This is a genomic window from Epilithonimonas bovis DSM 19482, assembly GCF_900108115.1.
GTDB lineage: Bacteria > Bacteroidota > Bacteroidia > Flavobacteriales > Weeksellaceae > Epilithonimonas > Epilithonimonas bovis.
Genome location: NZ_FTPU01000008.1, coordinates 33,545 through 57,128 on the forward strand (window position 1 = coordinate 33,545; position 23,584 = coordinate 57,128).

The 23,584-nt window shown below is 37.3% G+C and carries 20 protein-coding genes; 12 read left to right on the forward strand and 8 right to left on the reverse strand.

The genetic code is table 11. The features are described from left to right. Positions 1-122 precede the first annotated feature (122 nt). The 4 genes from B0B05_RS04885 to B0B05_RS04900 all read left to right on the forward strand — a co-directional run bounded on the left by B0B05_RS04885 (position 123) and on the right by B0B05_RS04900 (position 2,210). Positions 123-578 (forward strand): DUF1801 domain-containing protein, encoded by a 456-nt coding sequence (locus tag B0B05_RS04885; RefSeq protein ID WP_076782361.1) that lies wholly within the window; start codon positions 123-125, stop codon positions 576-578. Beyond that, positions 556-1,197, forward strand: a complete 642-nt coding sequence (locus B0B05_RS04890) for a YiiX/YebB-like N1pC/P60 family cysteine hydrolase (RefSeq protein ID WP_084173886.1) — start codon at positions 556-558, stop codon at positions 1,195-1,197. The genes B0B05_RS04885 and B0B05_RS04890 overlap by 23 nt, the downstream gene beginning before the upstream one ends. Before the next feature lie 243 nt (positions 1,198-1,440). Then, positions 1,441-1,875, forward strand: a complete 435-nt coding sequence (locus tag B0B05_RS04895) for a DUF4395 domain-containing protein (RefSeq protein ID WP_084173887.1) — start codon at positions 1,441-1,443, stop codon at positions 1,873-1,875. A gap of 26 nt (positions 1,876-1,901) precedes the next feature. Continuing rightward, a complete protein-coding gene (locus B0B05_RS04900) occupies positions 1,902-2,210 on the forward strand; it encodes an NIL domain-containing protein (protein ID WP_076782363.1) in 309 nt (102 codons plus the stop codon). A gap of 19 nt (positions 2,211-2,229) precedes the next feature. Here B0B05_RS04900 and murA read toward each other — a convergent pair whose 3' ends face one another. The 4 genes from murA to B0B05_RS04920 form a co-directional block, all read right to left on the reverse strand. Next, on the reverse strand, positions 2,230-3,537 hold the full coding sequence (gene murA, locus B0B05_RS04905; protein WP_076782364.1) for a UDP-N-acetylglucosamine 1-carboxyvinyltransferase: 1,308 nt from the start codon (positions 3,535-3,537) through the stop codon (positions 2,230-2,232). Then, positions 3,537-4,199 (reverse strand): DUF4290 domain-containing protein, encoded by a 663-nt coding sequence (locus B0B05_RS04910; protein ID WP_076782365.1) that lies wholly within the window; start codon positions 4,197-4,199, stop codon positions 3,537-3,539. The genes murA and B0B05_RS04910 overlap by 1 nt, the downstream gene beginning before the upstream one ends. A 64-nt stretch (positions 4,200-4,263) precedes the next feature. Next, positions 4,264-5,985 carry a tetratricopeptide repeat protein gene (locus B0B05_RS04915; RefSeq protein ID WP_076782366.1) on the reverse strand — a complete coding sequence of 574 codons (1,722 nt, stop codon included), beginning with the start codon at positions 5,983-5,985 and terminating at the stop codon, positions 4,264-4,266. 101 nt (positions 5,986-6,086) lie between these two features. Beyond that, complete coding sequence (locus tag B0B05_RS04920; protein WP_076782419.1) at positions 6,087-6,413, reverse strand: hypothetical protein; 327 nt, start codon at positions 6,411-6,413, stop codon at positions 6,087-6,089. A 255-nt stretch (positions 6,414-6,668) separates the two neighbouring features. Here B0B05_RS04920 and B0B05_RS16550 point away from each other — a divergent pair, with 255 nt between their 5' ends. Further along, a complete protein-coding gene (locus B0B05_RS16550; protein ID WP_159435834.1) occupies positions 6,669-6,845 on the forward strand; it encodes a C1orf53 family protein in 177 nt (58 codons plus the stop codon). Between the two features lie 108 nt (positions 6,846-6,953). Further along, positions 6,954-7,490: a DUF4136 domain-containing protein gene (locus B0B05_RS04925; RefSeq protein ID WP_076782420.1), complete on the forward strand. Its 537-nt coding sequence runs from the start codon at positions 6,954-6,956 to the stop codon at positions 7,488-7,490. A 69-nt stretch (positions 7,491-7,559) separates the two neighbouring features. Here the strand turns inward: B0B05_RS04925 and B0B05_RS04930 are convergent, their stop codons facing one another. From B0B05_RS04930 to B0B05_RS04945, 4 genes are all read right to left on the reverse strand, one after another. Then, positions 7,560-8,348, reverse strand: a complete 789-nt coding sequence (locus B0B05_RS04930) for an SDR family oxidoreductase (RefSeq protein ID WP_076782367.1) — start codon at positions 8,346-8,348, stop codon at positions 7,560-7,562. Further along, positions 8,348-9,187, reverse strand: coding sequence for a restriction endonuclease (locus tag B0B05_RS04935; RefSeq protein WP_076782368.1), 840 nt, complete (start codon positions 9,185-9,187; stop codon positions 8,348-8,350). The genes B0B05_RS04930 and B0B05_RS04935 overlap by 1 nt, the downstream gene beginning before the upstream one ends. A gap of 201 nt (positions 9,188-9,388) precedes the next feature. Next, positions 9,389-10,705: a sensor histidine kinase gene (locus B0B05_RS04940; protein WP_076782369.1), complete on the reverse strand. Its 1,317-nt coding sequence runs from the start codon at positions 10,703-10,705 to the stop codon at positions 9,389-9,391. A 130-nt stretch (positions 10,706-10,835) separates the two neighbouring features. Further along, positions 10,836-12,197, reverse strand: a complete 1,362-nt coding sequence (locus tag B0B05_RS04945; RefSeq protein WP_076782370.1) for a sigma-54-dependent transcriptional regulator — start codon at positions 12,195-12,197, stop codon at positions 10,836-10,838. A gap of 228 nt (positions 12,198-12,425) precedes the next feature. Between B0B05_RS04945 and B0B05_RS04950 the strand changes: the two genes are divergently transcribed. From B0B05_RS04950 to B0B05_RS04975, 6 genes are all read left to right on the forward strand, one after another. Beyond that, positions 12,426-13,667, forward strand: a complete 1,242-nt coding sequence (locus B0B05_RS04950) for an efflux RND transporter periplasmic adaptor subunit (RefSeq protein WP_076782371.1) — start codon at positions 12,426-12,428, stop codon at positions 13,665-13,667. 33 nt (positions 13,668-13,700) lie between these two features. Then, complete coding sequence (locus tag B0B05_RS04955; RefSeq protein ID WP_076782372.1) at positions 13,701-14,423, forward strand: ABC transporter ATP-binding protein; 723 nt, start codon at positions 13,701-13,703, stop codon at positions 14,421-14,423. 115 nt (positions 14,424-14,538) lie between these two features. Then, positions 14,539-16,950: an ABC transporter permease gene (locus B0B05_RS04960; RefSeq protein WP_076782373.1), complete on the forward strand. Its 2,412-nt coding sequence runs from the start codon at positions 14,539-14,541 to the stop codon at positions 16,948-16,950. A 62-nt stretch (positions 16,951-17,012) separates the two neighbouring features. Next, a complete protein-coding gene (locus tag B0B05_RS04965; RefSeq protein WP_076782374.1) occupies positions 17,013-19,454 on the forward strand; it encodes an ABC transporter permease in 2,442 nt (813 codons plus the stop codon). 112 nt (positions 19,455-19,566) lie between these two features. Further along, a complete protein-coding gene (locus tag B0B05_RS04970; RefSeq protein WP_076782421.1) occupies positions 19,567-20,853 on the forward strand; it encodes a TolC family protein in 1,287 nt (428 codons plus the stop codon). A gap of 556 nt (positions 20,854-21,409) precedes the next feature. Continuing rightward, positions 21,410-23,512: a type IA DNA topoisomerase gene (locus tag B0B05_RS04975; protein ID WP_076782375.1), complete on the forward strand. Its 2,103-nt coding sequence runs from the start codon at positions 21,410-21,412 to the stop codon at positions 23,510-23,512. Positions 23,513-23,584 lie beyond the last annotated feature (72 nt).

Consider the following 23,584-nt stretch of genomic DNA (forward strand, 5'->3'; position numbering starts at 1 on the left):
ACGCAAAGGCAATAAATTTTATAAATCGTGTTTTGAGCCGCCAATTTTTAATAATATAAATTTTCGACTTAAGTATAACTTAGTTTTAATCTAATTTCGCGATAAACTTTAATAATAATCAGATGCAGATTTTTGTTGATACAATAGAAGAATATATTGCCCAAATCCCTGAAGAAAGAAGGGAAGGTTTTAGAAAATTATTGGAAATAGTTGACGCCAACCTTCCAAAAGGTTTTCAGCAAAATATGCAATACGGCATGGTGACTTGGTGCGTACCGTTGGAGACCTATCCAGCCGGCTATCATTGTGCGAAAAATACACCGCTGCCTTTTCTCAGTGTAGCTTCTCAGAAAAACTTTGTCGCATTTTACAATATGGGAATTTATGCCGAACCAGAGATTTTGGATTGGTTTGTTGAAAAATTTCCGAAACATTCCAAAAAGAAATTAGACATGGGAAAATCCTGTATCAGATTCAAAAAGATTGAAGATATTACTTATGATTTACTGGGTGAACTTTGTCAGAAAATAACAGTAAACGAATGGATCGCAATTTATGAGAAGAATTATAAAAAGTAATTTACTTTACCTTATTTTTGCGCTGGTTTTTTTAACAAGTTGCAAAACCTACAATACATCTATTTTGGAAAACGGTGATTTACTTTTTGTGCCTGCGGCAGATTCCGGTTTGTCAGGAGCAATTAATAATGTGACGCAAACTGAGAAAAAAACATCTTATGACCACATCGGTATTGTGAAGCGGGAAGCAAATCATCTGTATGTGTTGCATGCAGCGCCTGCAGGTGGATCACAGAAACAGAAACTCAGCAAGTTTCTTCACCAGCAGACAAAAAGCGGCCAAAAAATTGATGTGTACCGGTTGAGAGATGAATACCATATTATAATTCCGGCGTCAGTTTCTCAAGCAGAATCTCTGCTGGGTAGACCTTACAATTTCACTTATATACTGGATGATCATTCTTATTATTGTTCTGATTTTGTGGAGCGGGCATTTCGGGATCATCAGATTTTCAAGTTAGAACCAATGACTTTTATCGATCCCAAAACCGGTAAAACCAATGCTTTTTGGGCACAGTTCTATCAAAGCAAAAATCTGCAGGTACCGGAAGGAAAACCGGGGTGTAATCCCAATGGGCTTGCTGCATCAGACAAACTGTATAAAGTGGGGACTTTATAATATTTGTTGTGAGCGTAAAAGTGTAATCTGTCAGCCACAAGGCTTGCAATAGATATTTTTTAATTTTATTTCATACTTAGTTGGTAGGATATAAAATTTTTATATCTTTGCTTCAGCAATTTTAAAAATTAGATGATCAAATCATATTCTCATATAATGATGTGTAAAACAAACTGAAAGGTTTGGGGAAATTGCTGTGTAAAGCTTTACCCTAGGGTGAAGCTTTTTTATTTTAAATAATCAATGATGAAAAGTATTGTGAACCTTTATACAGACGAGAACCTGGTAAGATTAACTGCGATGTTGGTAATTGCAACGGCTGTGGTAGCTCTGCTTTTTAAGGCTTCTTTTATCTGGCTGTTTTTATGTTTCGATTTTGGGCTGAGAGCATTTGGGTTAGCGTTTGCGCCTTTTGTTTTGTTGTCAAAGCTAATACTCAAAACCCTGAATGTAACACCAAAACCGATCTTTGCATCGCCAAAGAGGTTTGCAGCTGCACTGGGAGCTGTTTTCTCAGCAATCATTTTTCTTACCCAGCAGTTGGGTTATGATAATGTGGCGGTTGTCCTGGGCTTTTTGCTGATATTGTTAGCCGGGCTGGAATGTTTTTTTAAAATCTGCGTTGGCTGTTATATTTATCAGTTTTTGATACAACCTGTCCGGCGTAAAAATGAATAATTTAATTCACCAAAAAATATATTAATATGATCTACAAACAAGAAAACAATGCCAATGCTTTTGTCCCCAGAACCGCAAAAGAAATCATTCTGGAAATAGAACTGAATGGGAAAATAAGGTTTGATATGCTTCTCTACACCATTTATAACCATTATAATATCACCTACAAAATTGTGCATGCCCATATAGAATATCTGGATGGTAACAATTTTGGGAATGTCAGGCTTCTGCTTAAAATTTCTCAGGAAGAGCTGGGGCAGATAGAAGCCTATCTGGCGCAATACAAATTGCTCAGCAGCAAAATCGATGTACTGCAAAAAAAGGAAGCCTCATAAAAGCTTCCTTTTTAATATTTTAGATCCTTTGGATATCTGCGCCGATGGCTCTCAATCGCTCATCAATATTCTCGTATCCGCGGTCAATCTGTTCAATATTTTGGATGACAGATCGGCCTTCGGCTGATAATGCGGCAATCAGCAATGCATTTCCAGCCCGGATGTCCGGGGAGACAAGCGTTGTTCCGCGCAACGGCGTTTCCTGATTCATCCCGATTACGGTTGCCCTATGTGGGTCGCACAAGATGATTTGCGCACCCATATCAATTAATTTATCTACAAAAAACAGCCGACTCTCAAACATCTTCTGATGGATAAGCACAGAACCCTTTGCCTGAGTGGCCACTACCAGAATTATGGATAGCAGATCCGGCGTAAAACCTGGCCAAGGTGCATCAGAGACAGTCAGGATAGATCCGTCTATAAATTTCTGGACTTTGTAATGCTCCTGAGAAGGGATGTAGATATCGTCGCCTCTCTGCTCCAGTTCTATTCCCAGCTTTCTAAAAGTGTTTGGGATGAGGCCCAGCTGGTTCCAGTTTACATTTTTGATGGTAATTTCAGATTTGGTCATCGCGGCTAGACCTATCCATGAGCCAATTTCTACCATGTCGGGCAGCATGGTGTGTGTCGTGCCATGAAGTTTCTCCACACCTTCTATCGTCAAAAGATTAGAGCCAATTCCGGAGATGTTGGCACCCATCCTATTGAGCATTTTACATAATTGCTGCAGATAAGGTTCGCATGCGGCATTGTAGATTCTTGTTTTACCTTTTGCAAGAACGGCAGCCATCACGATGTTGGCTGTCCCGGTTACCGATGCTTCCTCGAGAAGGATAAATTTCCCGTTCAGCTCTTTGGCACTGAGTGAGTAGAAGCCTTCTTCCTCATCATAACTGAATTCTGCACCAAGTTCTACAAACCCCTGGAAATGCGTGTCGAGTCTTCTGCGCCCGATTTTGTCTCCGCCAGGTGTTGGAAGGTAGGCTTCTCCGAAACGGGCCAACATGGGGCCTAATATCATAACAGAGCCTCTCAGTTTGGCACCGTCTTTTTTAAATTCTTTGGATTTGATATAATCGAAGTTAACTTCATCTGCTTTGAAAGTATAATCACCTTTGCCGTTTTTGATAACTTTTACATTGAAATCCTGCAGGATATCAATCAGTTTGTTGACATCCATAATGTCAGGTATGTTATCAATTCTTACTTCATCTTCAGTTAGCAATACCGCACAAAGGATTTGCAGAGCTTCATTTTTAGCGCCCTGTGGGGTGATCTCACCGCTTAATCTTTTTCCTCCTCTTATTTCGAAAGCTCCGCTCATTATCGTCTTTTATTTTTATGGTTTTGAAAGTTGTTTTTTCTTTTGTTGTTATTATTTTGATTAATATTCCTGTTGTGACTGTTGTTACCATTACTCTTGTTGCGGTTGCTGGCATAATAGATTTTACTCTTATCCAGACTGTCCAGGCCGGTAAGATCCAGGCGGTTTTGTGAGAGCTCTTTCAAGTGGCGGAAGATCACATCATCTGTAACATGTTCTTTGTTATAGACATTGTAAGACTTCTTCATATTATTGGCAATCACCTGTATCAGGGCATCTTTTTCGTCACCATCTTCCAGCTTTATCGCTAATTCTATAAGCTGAAGGATGCTCTTGCCATAAAATTTATAATCGTTATCAAAACTTGGGTAGTCCATCTTTCTTGGCTTGGATGCCAATTCTTCCAGCGTTACAATAGGATAGGGTGTATCAACATCCAGATCGTAATCGGCAAGAATAAAAAGGTGATCCCACAGTTTGTGTTTATAATTTTCCTCATCACGGAGATGGGTATTCCGCTGACCCATAAATTCTACAATAGAAAGCGCCATCTCATTCCGTTCTTCCTTAGTTGGCAGTGTTTTGCAGTATTCTACAAGTTGTTGTATGTTTCTCCCGTATTCGGGCATCAGTAGTTTTGTTCTGTTGGTATTATATTCCATAATCATGCAAATATAAATATAAACTTACAATATTTTTTAAATATCTTGGGAGAGGTAACGGGCTTTAGATTTCATAAAAAATAGCATCATATTCTGATCCTATTTTTTTCCTAAGCCGTTGTTTTGATTTTTTAACCGCTTCTGGCGTAATGCCCAGCAGAGAAGCGATCTCCTGATTGATAAGGCCAAGTTTCAGCAGTATAATTATCCGGATATTAGACTCTGTAAGATCAGGGAAATTATGGATGAGCTGATTGTAAAAATCAGGTTGCTCTTTTTGAAAAGCTCTCTTAAAACGGAGCCAGTTTTCATCGGTCATCAGATGTGAGTCCAGCAGCCTCTGGAGTTTTTGCTGTTGCTTTTCCAGAGCAGAATAATCAGACTGTTTGTGCACGCGGGTAATTTCTTTGTTAAGCCTTTCTATCTGCAGGTTTTTTTCGCTGAGATAAGTGTTCATGGCTTCCAGCGTAAAATGGGTGTCAGACAGTTTCTGTTCAGAACTTAGTTTATCCAGTTGCAGTTTCAGAACATTTTTTTCGTATTGGATTTTACGGTTTTTCTGCTGTTTTTTATTGATGAAGATTATCAACATGATAAGGATAAGGAGAATGGCTGCGATGATGATAAACGCTGTGGTTTTTAGCTGTTCATTCTCATACTTTGCATTGGCAAGGCTCAGTTTGCTGGTGTAGCGCTCTTTCTGTGCCAGCAGATTACTTTGGTCCAGATTGCTTTGGCTATCCAGATGGGCCAGGGAATCATCAAGCTGACTTAGCCGTCTTCTTGCAGCAAGTTCCTGAGGAACATTATTTTCCTTAAGCGCAATCTGAAGGTTTAGCTCTTGGATGTCTTTTTCAAATGACATATAATAAGCCTTGGATCTGGCATATTTTGCCGCTTCGGCAAGGTTGCTTCTGGCCTGCGGTATATCGTTATTCATGATCAGCGCCCGGCTTAGCTGTATCTGTGCAAACATGGTATTTTTTTCAGCTTTGGCCAACCGCGAATATTGGATGTCCTTCAGGTAATAATCAATAGCGGCAGAATAATTTTTCTTCTTAAAACTTAGGTTCCCATAATTCCCAAGTATTTTGGCATATCTCTCATTATCCTTTATTTTTAAAGCGTTGTGAGCGGCTTCAGAAAGGTATTTTTCAGCTTCCGCAAACTGACTGTTGCCGATTAGATAAAAAGCAATATTATCCTGAATAGCCGCTAAATCACCATAGCCTGAACCGGCAAATTGTTCGGCCTTTTTAAGGTAAGTGACAGCTTCTGCCCGGTCTCCTATAGTCCCAAAGAAAAAACCGAGGTTTTTATAGCACAGGCTGGGGAAGATCATTTGTGATGGGTCTGTTTTATTGATCTTAGCATCCGCATCCATATAAACTGGCAGTGCTGCTGCTATTTTGGTATAATTATATAAATAAAATCCATAATTAACAAGCGCCCAGATCTCCAGACCGGGATGATGTAAGGCTTTGGCTGTCTCTATTGATAGCTTATAATATCTGTCACTCGAGATATTGACCCGATCCCAGGCTTTTGAGATACCGGTGGCCAAAAGATTGTAATAGACGACATGAAGCTTCTTGTCAGATGATTTTAGGAGCGGCGCCAGATATGATTTGAGACGGACAGTATCTTTTCCAAAGGATTTTTCCTGAAGGATGATGGATTCAATCTGCTTGCGGCCTTGCAGATTTTTATCAATACGAATGGTTTGAGAAAATAAAACATTAATTCCTCCTAATAATAACAGTGAAAAATATAGAAATTTGAACATTATACGATTCTCAATGCAAAGTAGAGAAAAATATTCTGAATATCAATTGGCAGGATTGCTATTTCCATGCAATGGACCACCAACTTCTATTAATTACCTTTTCAGATATATTTTATAAAGTGCCAAAATTTTCTTTTTTCCAGATAATCCAAATTATGTTCGTTATCATAGGCTTCTCGCTCAAAACTGATATTGCGGTAAGCCAGCTGCGGACTTTTGTACTTTAAATATTTTATATAATATTCTGATAAATACCAAATGTAAAATGGGATAATAAGAAGTTCTATCTGCTGACGGATATGGATTTTTTCGTGGTTAATTAGAACGCTGTTTTTTTTATCAACTTTTTTCCTCAACAAAATAAACGGGAACAATGTAATCCCCGAAATTTTAGTATTTTTGAGTAATCTTTGGCAGACGATGATTATCATTGTTGGATAGATGTTAGCAGATGGATGATTGAAGTTAAATTTTAATTTTCAACATAAATTGGAGCAACGAATTGCACCCATCCCGACTTGAACGGAAATCCTTTTTTTTTCTTGACTGGAAAGGCCCGGCAAAAAAAATGACCCCGTCGAAACACTTCATTAGGTTTGGGAGCGAAAGGCGGATGAAGCTGCTATAAAAATCAGACATATCAATGTATCAAAGATAAAAAAAATTGGTACAGTTTTTAACTTATGAAACTTAATGACATCAAAGAAAATGAAGACTTTTACTATAATGAGCAAGGTTATAAGGTTTTTACAGAAAAATTCCATCTGAAACGTGGCTATTGCTGTAAAAGCGGATGCAGGCACTGCCCGTATGGTTATGATAAGAAGACCGACACTTTTATCAAAAAACGTAAAGATTGACTTCTAAATATAACGGATCGCTTTTTTGGCTTATAAAATGCATAAATCATAAATATCTATATCATGAAATCCAGGATTCACAAATTCCAAATTAAAAATATATCAAAAATGAGTAAAACATATTTTTTTATACTGTTGGCTGCAGCTTCTTTGGCGGTCACATCTTGTAGCCCTTTTCAGGTAAAATCTGATTATTCTGCCACCGCTAATTTTGCCAATTACAAAACTTATCTGTTGAGAACTGACGACCTCAAACTGAATGACTTGGATAAAGACCGGGTTTTGAATGAATTATCAAAGCAGGTTCAGGCAAAAGGATTAACGCCTGCTCAGGATCCTGATCTGATCATCAATGTAAAAGCGTCCCACAAAAAAGTACAGGATATTACCACCTCTTACGGCGGCGGCTTTGGTTGGGGAAGACCTTGGGGTTGGGGTGGCGGTTTCGGTATGGGAAATACCTGGACCAACAATTACAACAGCGGATCTATTGTGATTGATATCATAGATGCCAAAACCCAAAAATTGGTTTGGCAAGGTGCGGGCAGCGGAATCTCTGTTGACTCACCAAGATCAAAACAAAAACAAATCCCGCAGATTGTAGCCGATATTATGGCGAACTATCCGCCTCAAAAAAGAAAATAGTTTCCAGATATTAGATGAGAGGCTAATAGAAAAAAGACATTATAAACCGCAGAATTTTCTGCGGTTTTTTTATAGGATAGATTTCATATTACCGCCATCCAAAGGGATAGTGGTTCCCGTTAAATAAGCTGCATAATCCGAAGCCAAAAATGCCGCCAGGTAACCATATTCTTCTGGTTTACCTAAACGTTTCGCCGGAATGGCATCAATTCTTTTTTGTAGAATTTCTTGCTCACTGATGCCTTCTTTCTCAGCTTGAGATTTGTTGAGTTGATGGATTCTTTCTGTATCAAAGGTGCCGGTCAGGATACTGTTAACTGTTATGTTGTGTTGCGCAATATTTTGTGACAGAGATTTGCTCCAGCTTACCAAAGCTGTTCTGATGGTATTGGACAGTCCAAGGTTATTAATCGGTTCTTTTACAGATGATGAAGAAACATTGATGATGCGTCCCCATTTGTTTTTGATCATGTTTGGTAAGGCCAACTCTGTGGTATGATTATGAATCTGAAAAAGCAGATTAAAAGCTTCCTGATAATCGGACAAGGATTTTTCCAATACGGTGCCCGGTTTGGGCCCGTTGGTATTATTCACCAAAATATCAATGTTATGATTTTCAAAAAATTGAGAAATGGATGTCTTTGCCGCTTCAAAATCATTGAAATCCACAACCAGATATTCATGCTTTTGATGGTCAGCCGTCGATAATTCTGTCAATCTGATTTTAAGTTCATCTTCGTTGCGCGCCATCAGTGTTACATTGGCTCCACATTCTGCCAATTGCTTTGCGATGGCCAATCCCAGGCCTTTGGTACTGCCACCAACCAGCGCATTTTTATCATTTAGTTTGATATTCATTATTCGGCTATTTTTTGGATTAATAATTCACGGGCTTCTTTTAAGATATCAGATTTCTTCTCAGCTTCCAAATCCAAATCATCCAGCAGGTCCTGATGACTGAACAATTCTTTAACCAAAACACATTTTTCTTCCAATAATCTTTGTTTTTGCTTTCCATCCAAAGTTGTGAGGCAAGTTATCGGATAAAGCACATTTTGGTCCACCAAACTTTTGATATTCTTATCTTTCGGATAATCCCAAGACAACAATCTCAGTCCATAATATTCTGAAAAAGCAATAGAATCCTTGGTAAAATAAGTATTGGTAATCAGCCAGCCGTCAGTAAATTCGGTTTTGGTTCCGAAAAGATTGTATTGGATATCAGAAATATCTTTTATTCGGGATAAAACATACATTGGCGTGGTGACCGATATTTTTGTGTCTTCTGCATTCCTGAATTTACATTCTACCCAATAGGTTTTATCGCCTTTTTTAGCGATGACGTCCGCTTCGTGAGTTACAGCATGGCCTCTTATCAGTTGGCCGGTTTCGGTTTTGTAGCCGATATTTTGGAAAACCCGTGCAATCCATTGTTCGAAATAAAATCCTGCAGGCCCCAGTTCCAGCAAAGCTTTTTTCAGACTGTATCTTGCCGCTGCGGAATTTGAGATTTTTTTCAGTTCCTCAAAAGCCAGTTTGTACAATTCGCGTGTTGTGATGCCATCGGTGCAATTGGGTAAGATGCTTTCCAGAACTTGTTTCACAGCATTTTCATCTGCGCCGGAATTCCTCAGAGAGCTTTCCAGTTTACTGATTTCAAATTCTACAATTTCGCCAGCATTATTCTTGATTTTCATAATTGTGTCTGTTTTTTTTAACGCAAAGGCGCAAGTTTTTTTTATTTTAATAATTGATAAAAGTTGCCAAATTTCCAAATTTTATCGAAGATAAAATCTTTGCGACTTTTAAACTTAGAATTTTAACAATTTTTTGTGCCTTTGCGTTAAAATCTTTTTCGAATTGAAGTTTTTTTATTTGCTCTTTATTCTTGTCTCTTTTTACTCCACAAACCAAATCTCAAACCGGCTTCCCCGTTCAAGAGGTTTATAGTTAAGATAACCTTTGTGCGCTTCGATGATGCTTTTGCTGAGTGTCAAACCAATTCCTGAACCGTTACTTCTCGTTGTAAAAAACGGAAGAAAAATCTTATCCTGAATTTCCTTTTGGATTCCGATTCCGTTATCTTCTACACTCAGAATGATGCGTTTGTTATGTGTTTTGATTTCTGTTTTAATTGTTCTCTCGACGTTGTCAGAAACGGCAAAAATCGCATTGAGATAAAGATTAATCAGGCAGCGCTCAATCATTTTCTCATCCGCAAAAACCGTTTGGTTTTCTGATGAATTAATAATGGTGATGTTATTTTTTTCAAATTCCGGTTTTAGGAAATGAAGCGCAGACTCTACAATATTCGTCAAAGAAATAGTTTTGAAAACAGGTTTTGGAAGTTCGGCCACTTGTCGGTAATCATCCACAAAATTCAGTAATTGTTTTGATTTAGAATTGATAATCATCAGACTTTCCTTCATATCCTGCTGGTCTTCTTTTTCAATAATTTCCTGATTGGCAATGTATTCCAGGTTCTGAATCAGGCTGTTGACGGGCGTTAATGTATTCAGAAGCTCGTGCGAAATCACCTTCATCAGATTGTTCCAGGCCAGCTTTTCTTTTTGTTCAATAATTTTCTGAACTGATTCTAAACTGATAATACAAAACCGATGTTTCACATTTTGAACTTTCTTAGTCCTTAGAGAAAACGATTGTTTCGCATTTTCATTAATTGAAATATCAAAGAATTCCTGAGAATTTTCGTAGTTGGTTTGTTCGATAATTTTATAGAAATCGGAAGCTTTCTTTTCGTAAAGATTCCAAGAATTATATTTCGGAATTTCCAGAATTTCCAAAAAAACAGGATTTACATAAAAAACTTCCCAAACGTTATTTTTTTCGGACAGAATCATCAATCCGATTTCCAGTTGATTCAGAATTTCTTCGTACAAAAGTTTGTAAGAGGACAATGAAAGATGTTCTTCTTTGCTTTGGTAATAGAGTTTTACAGCATTATCGACTAAACTGTTTTCCTCAATTTTTGGGAATAATGAAAAATCTTTTTTCTGAATCGCCAGTAGCAGTTTTTCCGTTTTCTGAATATATAATGAAGCCGAAGTCTGTGCCAAAACAACGCAAACCAAACTAACCAATGAGAATAAGGTGCAATTAATCCATTTGTTCTGAGAATAAAAATCAAATGCAAAAATTCCGCAGACAATTGCCAGCAGAGTGAAGATTAACCAAAAAAACTGTTGTCTTTTCACTGTTTATTATTTTTTATTAACCACAAAAGTCATTTATTTTAGAAGTTCAAAAAGGACAATAAATAACTTTTATGAACTTCTGTTTTCTAACCATCATAATCATCTTTTGTGACTTTTGTGGTTGCAGACATTACAATTCAAATTTTTCCATTCTTCTGTATAACGCCGCTCTCGATAATCCCAAATCTTCCGCCGCCAAAGAAATATTCCCACGGTGTTTTTTCAAGGCTTTTTTGATGAGGATTTCCTCCATTTGTTCGATGTTCAGACTTTTGACATTGTCATGCTGAGGTTCTCGAAGCATCGATTCTTCATCCTGAGGCATCAGTAATTTAAGGTTTTTCTCGTTGGAAAGAATTACGCTTCTTTCGATGCAATGGTCGAGCTCACGGATGTTTCCAGGCCAGGAATAATGTGTTAATTCTGAAATTAAAACCTCATTTAAAACCAAATCAGGTTTGTGATACTTCTGTTTGTACTTATCCAGAAAATAATCGGCTAAATTTGAAATATCTTCAATTCGTTCTCTCAGATTTGGAATATTGAGTTCAACCGTATTAATTCTGTAATACAAATCTTTTCGGAAACGGTTTTCTGCAACGGCTTTTTTAAGATTTTCGTTGGTTGCAAAAATAAATCTCACATCCAACATGCGTTCTTTGCTTTCTCCGATTCTGGACAGTTTTCTGTTTTGGATCAGGCTCAATAATTTGGTTTGGAGATGAAGCGGAAGATTCCCAATTTCGTCCAGGAAAACCGTTCCGTTCTGCGCATTTTCGATTTTTCCGGCATAATCCTGATGCGCATCTGTAAAGGCTCCTTTTTTGTAACCAAACAATTCAGCCTCGAAAAGATTCTCGGAAAGGCTTCCCAGGTCGATGTGCACAAAAGGTTGGTTTTTCCTTTCCGACAATTCGTGAATGTGCTCTGCCAAAACATATTTTCCGGTTCCGTTTTCTCCCAAAAGTAAAACATTGGCGTCGGTTGCAGAAACTCTTTCAATTTGGTCCATCACTTCCTGCATCGCTAGAGATTGGGTTTCCAACTGATATTGATTGGTTTTGATGTTAATATTTTCCCACTGATTTAGCTTTTTGTTTTTTCGGGAAACATCGACCGCGAGATTCACGGAAGCATATAATTTTTCGTTATTCCAGGGTTTCAGAATAAAATCGGAAGCACCGTTTTTCAAAGCTTCAACCGCTAATTCCACTTCGCCATAAGCGGTCATCAGAATAATCGGAAGCTGAGGTTCAAGCGTTTTGATTTCCTGCATCCAATACAAACCGTCCTGTCCGTTTTCAAAACCTTTCCGGAAATTCATATCGAGAAGAACCGTGTCAACTTGTTGTTCGGATAAAAATTTCAAAATATTTTTAGGCTGACTGAGACAACTAACTTCCGTAAAAAACTTTTTGAGCCAGACTCTTGCCGAAAACAAAATGTCCTCGTCATCATCCACAATTAATATATGAGCTTCTTTTTTTCGCATTTTTGAATTTAAAATTAAGGCTTCGACTCCGCTCAGCCTGACAACCTATCAACTGACAACTGTTAACTATCAACTAAAATTGTCCGTTTTCGCACAAAAAGTGTCCGATAATGAACAGTTTTAAAATTAATAAATTGATGTTTAATCACATTTACAGAGCGTTACAGGATTATAAATTTACGGCATTTGTATTGTGTAATCATCTGTAAGTAAAATAGTTATCTAATTATGGATACGAAAATAGTAAAAAAGAAATCCAAACTAAAATTTGTCTTAATCATTGTTGCTTCCGCGGCAGCAGTTTTGGTTTTTGGATGGTATTTCTTAAACCAGAAAAAAACTTATAATGTAAAATCGGAAGATATCACGATTGATGAAGTGACCAACGGGAAATTCGAAGATATGTTGATGGTAACTGCGCAGACGCAATCTCTTAATTCTTCTTTGGTGAATGTTTTGGAAGGTGGCGCTGTAAAAGAAATTTTTGCGGAAGACGGACAAATGTTGATAAAAGGACAACCAATCGCAAGAGTTTACAATCCGAATACGGAATTCAATTATCTGAATCAGGAAACAGGAATTATGCAGCAGATCAGCCAAATGAGAAGTTCGCTTTTGGAATTAAAGAATCAGGAATTTAACCAGGATAAAGAGTTATTGCAGTCTCAAAATGATTATAATACGGCGTTGCAGACTTTTAATCTTCAAAAAAGATTGTACGATGCGGAAATCGGAAAGAAAACCGATTATGATATTGCACTTCAGAATTTGAATTATCAAAAAGACAGAAAACAAATCGTAGAAAAAGGAGCTTCTAATGAGAAAATTTCTAGAAATTCTCAGTTCGCAGCGATTAATAATTCCATTAATCAAATGGAAAAAAGTTTGAATATTCTTCGTTCCAACAAAAATAATTTCCTGATAATGTCGCCTGCTTCTGGAAGGTTGTCATCATTCAATATTTCGCTTGGACAAAATTTGACGACTGGAGAAAGCATCGGAAAAATCGATTTGATGGGCGGTTACAAGTTGGTTGCAAAAGTTGATGAATATTACATCAATAAATTAACCAACGGAATCAAAGGAAGTCTGGATAACAATGGAAAAGAATACGAAGTGATTATCACGAAAATCCTTCCGGAAGTGAAAGACGGACAGTTTTCAGTTGAATTAAATTTCATTGATGCAAAAATTGAAAATCTTAAAATCGGAATGACTTTCGGGGTAAAATTGAAATTGTCTGCCGACACACAAAGTATGATGATTCCGAAAGGGAATTTCTACAAAGACACGAACGGAAAATGGATTTTCGTAGTGAAAAATAACAAAGCGGAAAAACGAAATATCAGTTTGGGAAGAGAAAATCCTTTGTATTATGAAGTGGTTTCCGGATTAAAACAAGGCGAAACCGTTATTACATCAGATTATTCTGAACTGAAGAAGTATGAAATGCTTGATATTCAAAAATAAATTACATAAATAGAACTTAAAAAAATTAATAAAATGATAAACATCCAAAACCTTTCAAAAATCTATAAAACTGAAGACGTGCAAACCAATGCGCTTAACAATGTAAGCTTGCACATCAAAGAAGGCGAATTTGTTGCGATAATGGGACCGTCAGGTTGTGGAAAATCGACTTTTCTTAATATTCTTGGACTTTTGGATAGCGCTTCTTCCGGTTCTTATCAGTTTGAATCCGTAGAAACCATCGGAACTTCTGAGAAGAAAAAATCGGACATCAGAAAGAAAAATATAGGTTTTATTTTTCAGAATTTTAATCTGATCGATGAGTTGACGGTTTATGAAAATATAGAATTGCCTTTGATTTATAATGGGATTTCTTCCTCAGAAAGGAAAAAACGAGTGGAGGAAATTATGGATAAAATCAACATCGCACACAGAGCAAAACATTATCCACAGCAACTTTCCGGCGGTCAACAGCAGAGAGCGGCCGTTGCAAGGGCATTGGTGACAAGACCAAAATTGATTCTTGCCGATGAGCCAACTGGAAATCTCGACAGCTCCAACGGAAACGAGGTGATGAACCTTCTCGCAGAACTTCACAGAGAAGGTTCTACAATTGCAATGGTAACGCACTCTTCCTATGATGCGGGCTACGCTTCCAAGATCGTGAATATGAAAGATGGCGAGATTTTCAGCGAAGAACATTCTTCCCAAAGAAAAGATGTCTTCGAAAAAGCAGATGCCAAGAACTTCGAATAATTGTTAAATAAAGGAAGCTGGACGATGGAAGCTGGATGTTTACACTGCCGGATTTCTTCCATCTTCCCGCAACCGACTTCCAAGATTATCATTTATCACTTATCAACTATCAATTATGTTAAACAACTGGCTCAAAATTGCCTTCATTAATTATAAAAAGAACTGGCTTTCCACCATCATCAATTTGTTTGGATTGACCATTGGTTTGACCGGATTTATGCTCATCTTGATGCATTGGAATGACGAAGAATCCTTCGAAAAATGGAACCCGAAAAAGGACAATATTTTTTATTTTCAAACGTATAATAAAAAAGATAATGTTTACGGAGCCGCTATTTCTATTCCTTATGCAGAGAATGCTTTGAAACGTATTTCGGAAGTGCAGGATTATGTCCTGATGATGAACGATGGGAGTGCTTACAAAATGACAACCAAAATCAAAACAGCTTATCAACAAGGCGGACTGAGTGCTTCGGATAGTTTTTTCAATTTGTTTCCATTCAAATTGGTAGCAGGAAGTTATAAAGATGTTCTTAAAAATGATAACAATATTGCTATTTCTACCACTACAGCAAAAAATCTTTTCGGAAAAACGGCTGTTGTCGGCGAAATTATTAAAATTAACACAACCAACTTTATCATAACAGCAGTTTACGAATTACCGGAAGGAAATAGTCAGGTAAAACCGGAGTTTGTTTTCAAACCGGTAGACCAAATCAAAAATGATAAGGAACAATGGGGAAATTTCAATTATGCAGGTTTTTTCCTGTTGAAAAAAGGCGCAGACCCAAGAAGCTTTGAAAAAAAATTTCTCGATATTATTATGATGCGTGCTAAAGAAAATTCCAAAGAGGGCGGAATGACACCACAACGATACATCGATACTTATGGACCCAATGATACATTGCTTACGCCTTTAGATAAAATTAAACTGCACGCAGAATCTACTTGGTTTGGAAAACCGGATTTCAAATCAATCATTATTTTGTTCACACTTTCTGTTTTGATTGTGATTTTGTCAGCCATTAATTTCATTAATCTGAAAACCGCTCAAGCTTCCCAGCGTGCGAAGGAAATTGGTGTGAGAAAGGCAATCGGAAGTACAAAATCGAGTTTGGTTCTTCAGTTTTTAATGGAAACTTTTCTGATTTGTGTCGCGGCGTATTTGCTTTCATTGGCATTGACGGAGCTTCTTTTACCAAGCTTCAACAAGTTTTATGACAAAGAAATCGTGATGAATGACTGGCGTATTTACTATTATTCATTTGCTATGGTTTTGGCGGTTACGTTGATTTCGGGATTGATTCCGGCAACTTATCTCGCCAACTTCAAAGCTATCGAAACTTTGAAAGGAAATTTCGCCAGAAGTAAACACGGGATTTGGTTAAGAAACGGAATTTTGACTTTACAACTCATCATTTCATCTTTCTTCATCATTGGAGGTTTGATTGTCAATAATCAGGTGAAATATATGATGGACAAAGATCTTGGTTATAGTGGAAAGCAAGTTTTGTTGATTAATTTCAGTGAGAATAATGCAAAACCTTGGTTGAAGTACGAACGCATCAAAAACGAGATAAAAAAAATAGAAGGTGTTGCCGATGTTTCTTATGGCGAAGCGGCTCCTGGAAGCAATAGATACAGTAATTCTAATATGGATTATATGGACAAAAGTATCTTCGCTCAGCACGGTTCTATGGATTACAACTACCTCCAGTTTATGGATGTCAAACTGAAAAAAGGACGCTGGCTAAACCCAAATCTCGCTTCTGATACTATCGCTAATGTTTTGGTTAATGAGGCTTTTGTTAAAAAATTTGGATGGACAGATGACCAAGCTTTTAAAAATGAAGTTCGTCCTGGATTTGACAATAAACCTTACCATATTGTGGGAATTGTAAAGGATTTCAATGTTTTCAATCCTCGTATAGATGTGGACCCAATCATATTTTTCCATTACAGAGAAACAGAATGGAAGCGATACAATGTTTATAATATCCAGTTGAAATTAAAAGCAGATGATATTGACGGGACTCTGAAAAGAATCAAAACCTATTGGCAGAATAATGTAGAACCGGGTTATCCTTTTGATTCTTATTTTATAGATAAAAAATTCGCTGAAAGTTTTGTGAAATATCAGAAACAACAAACTCTTTTCACAATCTTGAATGCAATGGTTTTAATGGTAGCATTACTTGGATTATTCGCTTTATCATCATTGATGATTGAGCAGAAACTGAAAGAAGTCGCCATCAGAAAAACTTTAGGCGCATCAGACGGAACTTTGATTGTTGGATTAACGAAACAATTCCTTTGGATTACATTGATTGCTGTTTTAATCAGCATCCCCATCGGTTATTACTTGATGAATGAATGGCTGAAAGATTTTGCTTACCGAATTGATATGCCGATTTGGCCTTACGTTTTGAGTTTGATTTTATTATTGATTTTGACATTCGCTGTTGTGAGTATTAAAGCTTATCAAGCAACAAAAGTGAATCTTGTGAAATACTTAAAATACGAGTAATCAATTATTAATGGTTAATTATCAATGATTAGCTAACCATTTACAACTAATAATTAACCATTATGATAAAGAATTGGCTCAAAATAGCATTCATCAATTACCGAAAAAATTGGCTTTCCACAATCATCAATATTTTGGGATTAAGTGTTGGTCTGTGTGTTTTCCTGTTGATATTTATTCATTGGCAAGATGAGAAATCTTACGAACAATGGATTCCGAATAAGGAAAATATCTATCTTGTAGAGACAAAGAATGCCTCATTTGGATTTATGCTTACATCCAGCTATCCGCAATTGTCAGTTTCTACAGAAAAGTTTTCCGAAATCGAAAGTTTTGCGGTCAATAATACCTGGAATGATTATAAGATCAGGTTAATGTTTGGTAATAATTCTGTTTTTACGAGCAATGCAAGAGTTTCGGATAATTTTTTTGAGTTTTTCCCTTTTGAGAAAATCGCAGGAGATTTTAAGAATGCAGTCAATGGGGATGGTAAAATTGCTATCTCAGAAGAAACAGCAAAAACGCTTTTTGGAGACGATTATAAAAATTGTATCGGAAAAGAATTGAAATTGGACGATTCTCAAAACAAATCCTATTTCGTGACCGCTGTTTATAAGTTACCTGTAACAAATACCGCTTTTAGACCCGGTTTCGTGATGAAGCATCCTAATTTTTTGAAAGAAAATGATCAGGATAAACAATGGATGAATTATAGCTATGTCGGTTATTATAAAATAAAGCCAGGCACAGATATCCATAATCTTGAGAGAAAATTGTCGGACTTGCTCTGGGAAAACGAAAAAATTGCGATGAAACAATGGGGAGAGACTATTGATGAAAAAAATAAATCTCAGGTTTTTCTTACGCCAATGGGTAAAATGAAATTAGATGCAAAAAGCGAAGGTGTAGAAAAAGGCGATAAAAAATCGATCATGATTTTACTAAGTTTATCTGTATTGATTTTGTTGCTGTCAGGAATCAATCTGATTAATCTTAAAACGGCTCAGGCATCGCAACGGGCAAAAGAAGTTGGCGTAAGAAAGGTGATTGGAAGCACAAAATTAAAACTGGTTTTACAGTTTTTGCTGGAAACTTTTATGATTTGTTTTGTGGCCTACATTGTAGCTTTCGCAATGGTTGAGCTCCTGCTTCCATCTTATAACAAATTCCTTGGTAAAGATATCAAACTCAATAACGCCAGTCTTTTCATTTATACAGGATTGTTACTTGTTATTTTTTCATTGATTTCCGGCTTGATTCCGGCACTTTATCTCTCGAATTTCAAACCCATTAATACGCTGAAAGGTAATTTTGCGAGAAGTAAAAATGGTGTGTGGTTAAGGAATTCTATTTTGACTTTGCAACTGATTATCTCATCATTTTTCATCATTTGCTCATTAATTATTCATAGTCAGGTCAAATATATGATGAACAAGGATTTGGGTTTCAAGGGTGATCAGGTGGTAAGAATTCAATTCAAAAAAACAGATTGGCAAAACGATTACAATTCAAAAAAATACCTTCGGTTAAAAAATGAAGTCTCCAAAATTACCGGCGTAGAAGATATTACCAGTTCTGTATTCAAAATTGGCGACGGCCTTATGAACGCTTCATCAGTGAAAAACGCTGCTGATACAACAAAAAATATCAATTCAGTTGGTGTTGGCGGTGTAGATTATAATTTTTTCAAATTTTATAAAATGAAATTTGTTGCCGGCAGAGATCTAGATTTGAAACATGCTTCTGACACAATTTCCGGAACCATTGCCAATGAAACATTTGTAAAAAAGATGGGTTGGAATCCTCAGCAGGCTTTAGGAAAAGAAGTTTTGCCGGGATGGGAACAAAAAAACAGAAAGTACAAGATCCTGGGTGTTGTCAAAGATTTCTATATCACAGGTGTTGATAAACCTGTAGACCCAATCCTAATGTTCAACTATGACAGAAACTGGGTGAAAAATAATATGGGAAACCTACAGATAAAAATCTCAGGCAATGATATCAACGGAACTCTGGAACGTATCAAAGAATTTTGGATGACAAAAGCAGAACCGGGTTATCCTTATGATTTTGAATTTATAGATAAACAGTTCGCAAAAACATACCAAAAATTCCAGAAACAGCAGACATTGTTCACAACTTTAAATATCGTGGTTTTGGTCATTGCATTGTTAGGGTTATTCGCTTTGTCATCATTATTAATTGAACAAAAACTAAAAGACGTTGCCATCAAAAAAACTTTAGGCGCAGATGAAAAAACCATAGTATGGGATTTGACCAAGAGATTTTTACTGATTTGTGTAATTGCCGTTTTCATCAGTATCCCGTTCGGTTATTATGCAATGAACGAATGGCTCAAAGATTTCGCTTACAGGATCGATATGCCGGTTTGGCCTTACGTTTTGAGTTTGTTTTTGTTATTGATTTTAACCTTCGTTGTCGTGAGTTTCAAAGCTTATCGCGCCACCAAAATCAATCTTGTGAAATATTTGAAATATGAGTAAGCTGGGAGCTGGGTGAAGGAAGCTGGAAGGTTTGCAATTCGGAAATTATTTAAAATATAATATTAAAATCTTCCAACTTCCCACATCCATCATCCAAACAAAATTCAAAAAAATGAAAAACCTCTTTTTTATATTATTCATCAATCTTCTCCCGGCTCAGCAAAGTTGGACACTCAAAGATTGTCTGGATTATGCTTCCGCCAATCATCCGCTAATTAAACAATCTGCAGTTAATATTCAGAAAAACGACAGGCAGATTTCTGCGTCCAAAGGCATGTTGCTGCCATTAGTAGACGCTGGTGTGAGCCACAATTACGGATTTGGGTCGTCTATCAATCAAAATACCAATCAGCGGGAAGCGATTAACACGCAATACGACCAGATTTATGCACAGGCCAACTGGGAACTGATGAACTGGAAAAATTATCTTAATATTTCTTTGTCCAAAATCAATAAAGAAAGTTCGACTTACAAGATGAAGCAGGCTCAAAATGAGGTGAAACTGAATGTCATCCAGATGTTTTTCACTTATCAGAATGCCAAAAGTTGGTTAGATGTCCTGGAAACGCAGCTTTCTGGAATCGAAGACCAAATCAAACGCACTGAGAAAGAAGTAGAAATCGGGAATCGTCCGAAAAGTGATATCTATGACATCAAAGCCAATCTTGGGACGATGCAGGAACAATGGGTTTCGGCAAAAAATTCACGAGACCTTTCCAAAATCAACCTTCTTAATGCACTGGCGATTACAAAAGATACTTTGGATTTTACAATGACCGAGGAAAATTTGGGGAGCTCAAATTTCAATGATGCTAATTTCATCCAAAATCTTTTGGAGAAAAATCCCGCTTATCAAACGACTTTGGCAGAAATCAAAGCCAGGCAAAAATCTGTGGAGGTGGCAAAATCCGGCTATTTGCCCACGCTTAATGGCGCTTACACCTGGTCCAGTTTTTATAATAAAATTATAGGCGAGCCGGCGACTGCTTTTTCAGAGCAAATCAAGGCGAACAAAAACCAACAATTATCTTTCGGGCTCAATATCCCCGTTTTTAACAAATTGCAGGTTAAAAATAATGTGGAGCTGGCCAGGCTGGATGTCATTAATTCCAACTACGACAAAGATATTGTCATTAATAATCTGACGCAAAGCATCCAATCGATAAAAGCGCAGTTCCAGAACGCGGAAGAGAAATACAATCTTCTGCAGGCTAATTTTGAAAACCAAAAACTGTCATTCCAAAAATCAGAAGAAAAATACAAAGAAGGGTTAATGGACGCTTATACCTTTTTTGTCGTTAGAAATGGTTGGTTACAAGCAAATTATAACCTAATCAACAGCAAAAATGACCTTATCCAACAAACCGAATTACTCAAAGTATTTGAGGCCGGGCTTTAACATTCATTCAATATTATAGTTTCTCAGATCCCTCCGGCGTATAGTATTCGGGGGGATTTTTTGTTAGAAGTATTTTTTATTTGGGCGCCTTTATCCGTCCTCCACTCCCGCTGTCATTGCGAACGAAGTGAAGCAATCTGTAGAACTTTTTTGCAATCGCAATGACGAGCTCCGTTCAGGCCGGGGCGCAGCTTCAGTACAAAACACGATTTGTAATAGAACAAGGCTTTGTCATTCCTTAGGAAACCTAACCGAGCGGTGGCGAAGTCAGTCTAAGCTGTAGCTTCCTATGTAATGACAACATAATTTTTCTGATTTTGTTTCTCTTTGCGGACTTTTACGCCTTTGCGCATCTTAAAAATATTTTCAATACAGATAAAAAAATCTTTGCGTTCTTTGCGTTTAAAATAGAATTCTCAATTAACTTATTTTCGAAAAAACAACTTTTCTGATTTTAAATTTTTACGCAACTTTGCTTCCCTTTCAATAGGAAAAATTTTAAACTACAGATGAAACGTCAAGGCGTTCCATCTGATCCTGAAGAAAATTATCACAGATGAAACTTTGTATTGCCGAAAAACCCAGCGTTGCCCGTGATATTGCAAAAGTTTTGGGTGCCACGATGCCCAAAAGCGGTTATATGGAGGGGAATGGCTATTGCGTCACCTGGACTTTCGGACATCTTTGTACGTTGAAAGAGCCGCACGATTACGCATCGCATTATAAATCCTGGGACCTGATTTTTTTACCGATTATTCCCAAACAATTCGGAATCAAACTGATCGATAACAACGGTGTAGAGAAACAGTTCAATACCATAGCAAAACTAGTCAGCGAATGTGATGAGGTCATCAATTGTGGTGATGCCGGGCAAGAAGGAGAGTTGATTCAGCGTTGGGTTTTGCAGAAAGCCAAATGCGATAAACCAATGAAACGTCTATGGATTTCATCCCTGACAGAAGATGCCATCAAAGAAGGTTTCGAAAACCTGAAACCCGCTGATGATTATAAAAACCTTTATTTGGCGGGTAATGCAAGAGCCATTGGAGATTGGCTTTTAGGCATTAATGCAACGAGATTATTCACAAAAAAATTTGGTGGAAACAAAGGTGTTTTATCGATTGGGCGCGTTCAGACGCCAACTTTGGCGATGCTTGTTCAGCGTCAGAAAGAGATTGATGCTTTTACACAGGAAGAATATTGGGAACTGAAAACCAAATATCGGGAAGTGCTTTTCAGTGCTTCAATTGACCGGTTAAAATCTCTGGAAAAAGCAGAAAAAGGCTTAGAATATCTCAAAAAAAATCAATTCGAGATTGTCTCTTTCGAAATCAAAGAAGGAAAAGAAAAAAATCCTAGATTGTTCGATTTGACCGGACTTCAGGTGGAAGCGAATAAAAAATATGGTTATTCTGCCGAAAAAACGTTGAGTTATATACAAAGTCTTTACGAGAAAAAATATACGACATACCCGAGGGTTGATACGACTTATTTATCCGAAAATCTTTATCCGAAAATTTCCGGGATCCTTAGAAGTATGACCATTTATTCGGAGTTTACAGCACCGTTGCTGACGCAGCCGATTCCGAAAACAAAAGCAGTATTTGATGATACCAAAGTAACCGACCACCACGCGATTATTCCAACCGAGATTCCGCCTTCATCTAATCTTAGTAGAGAAGAGAAGTTGGTTTATGATTTGGTAGCGAGACGGTTCATCGCAGTTTTTTACCCTGAATGTAAAATTTCAAATACTTTGGTGGAAGGTCAGGTGGGCACGATTCCTTTCAAAGCTTCGGGGAAACAGATTCTGGAACCGGGCTGGCGAATTATTTATGCCAAAGACAAAAAAGACCAATCGGAGAAAGACGAAAAAGATAAGGACGAGGAACAAACTATTCCTGAATTCGTTGTTGGGGAAAAAGGCGATCACGAACCTTTGATTCATCAGGGGAAAACCTCGCCGCCAAAACCTTATACCGAAGCAACTTTGCTGAGAGCAATGGAAACTGCAGGGAAACAGGTGGAGGATGAAGAATTACGAGAAATGTTGAAAAATAACGGCATAGGAAGGCCATCAACCCGGGCCAACATCATCGAAACCTTGTTTAGAAGGAAATATATCGAGAAGAAAAGAAAAAACCTCATCGCCACACAAACCGGAATCGAGCTGATTGATACGATTGAAGATGAACTTCTCAAAAGCCCGGAACTGACCGGCGAATGGGAATCTAAGCTTAGAAAGATTGAAAAAGGTGAGTACGAAGCCAATCTGTTCAAAGAAGAACTGATAGAAATGGTCACAACTTTAACCCAAAAAGTGATCAACGGCAAAGCGAAAGTCATTAATTTCGAGGAAGAAAAGCCCGCTCCGAAAGAAAAAAAACCAGGAGAAAAAACCGAAATCATCTGGGAGGAAACTGGGTGCCCAAAGTGTAAAACCAATAACTTGATGAAAGGTAAAACGGCCATTGGCTGTTCGGATTATAAGGGTTGTGGTTTCAAAGCCCCGTTTGAGATATTTGGAAAAAAACTGTCAGATAAGCAGCTTCAGGATTTGATTTTAAAAAGCAAAACCTCTAAACTGAAAGGCTTTACCGGCGACAGGGAAGAAGGTGTTTTGATATTGAATGACGACTTTTCTATCGGTTTCAAATGATAACAAGATTAGGAATTTTGCAGATTATGTCTTGGAAATTCCTTAATTTGCAATGCTAAAAATAATTTAAAT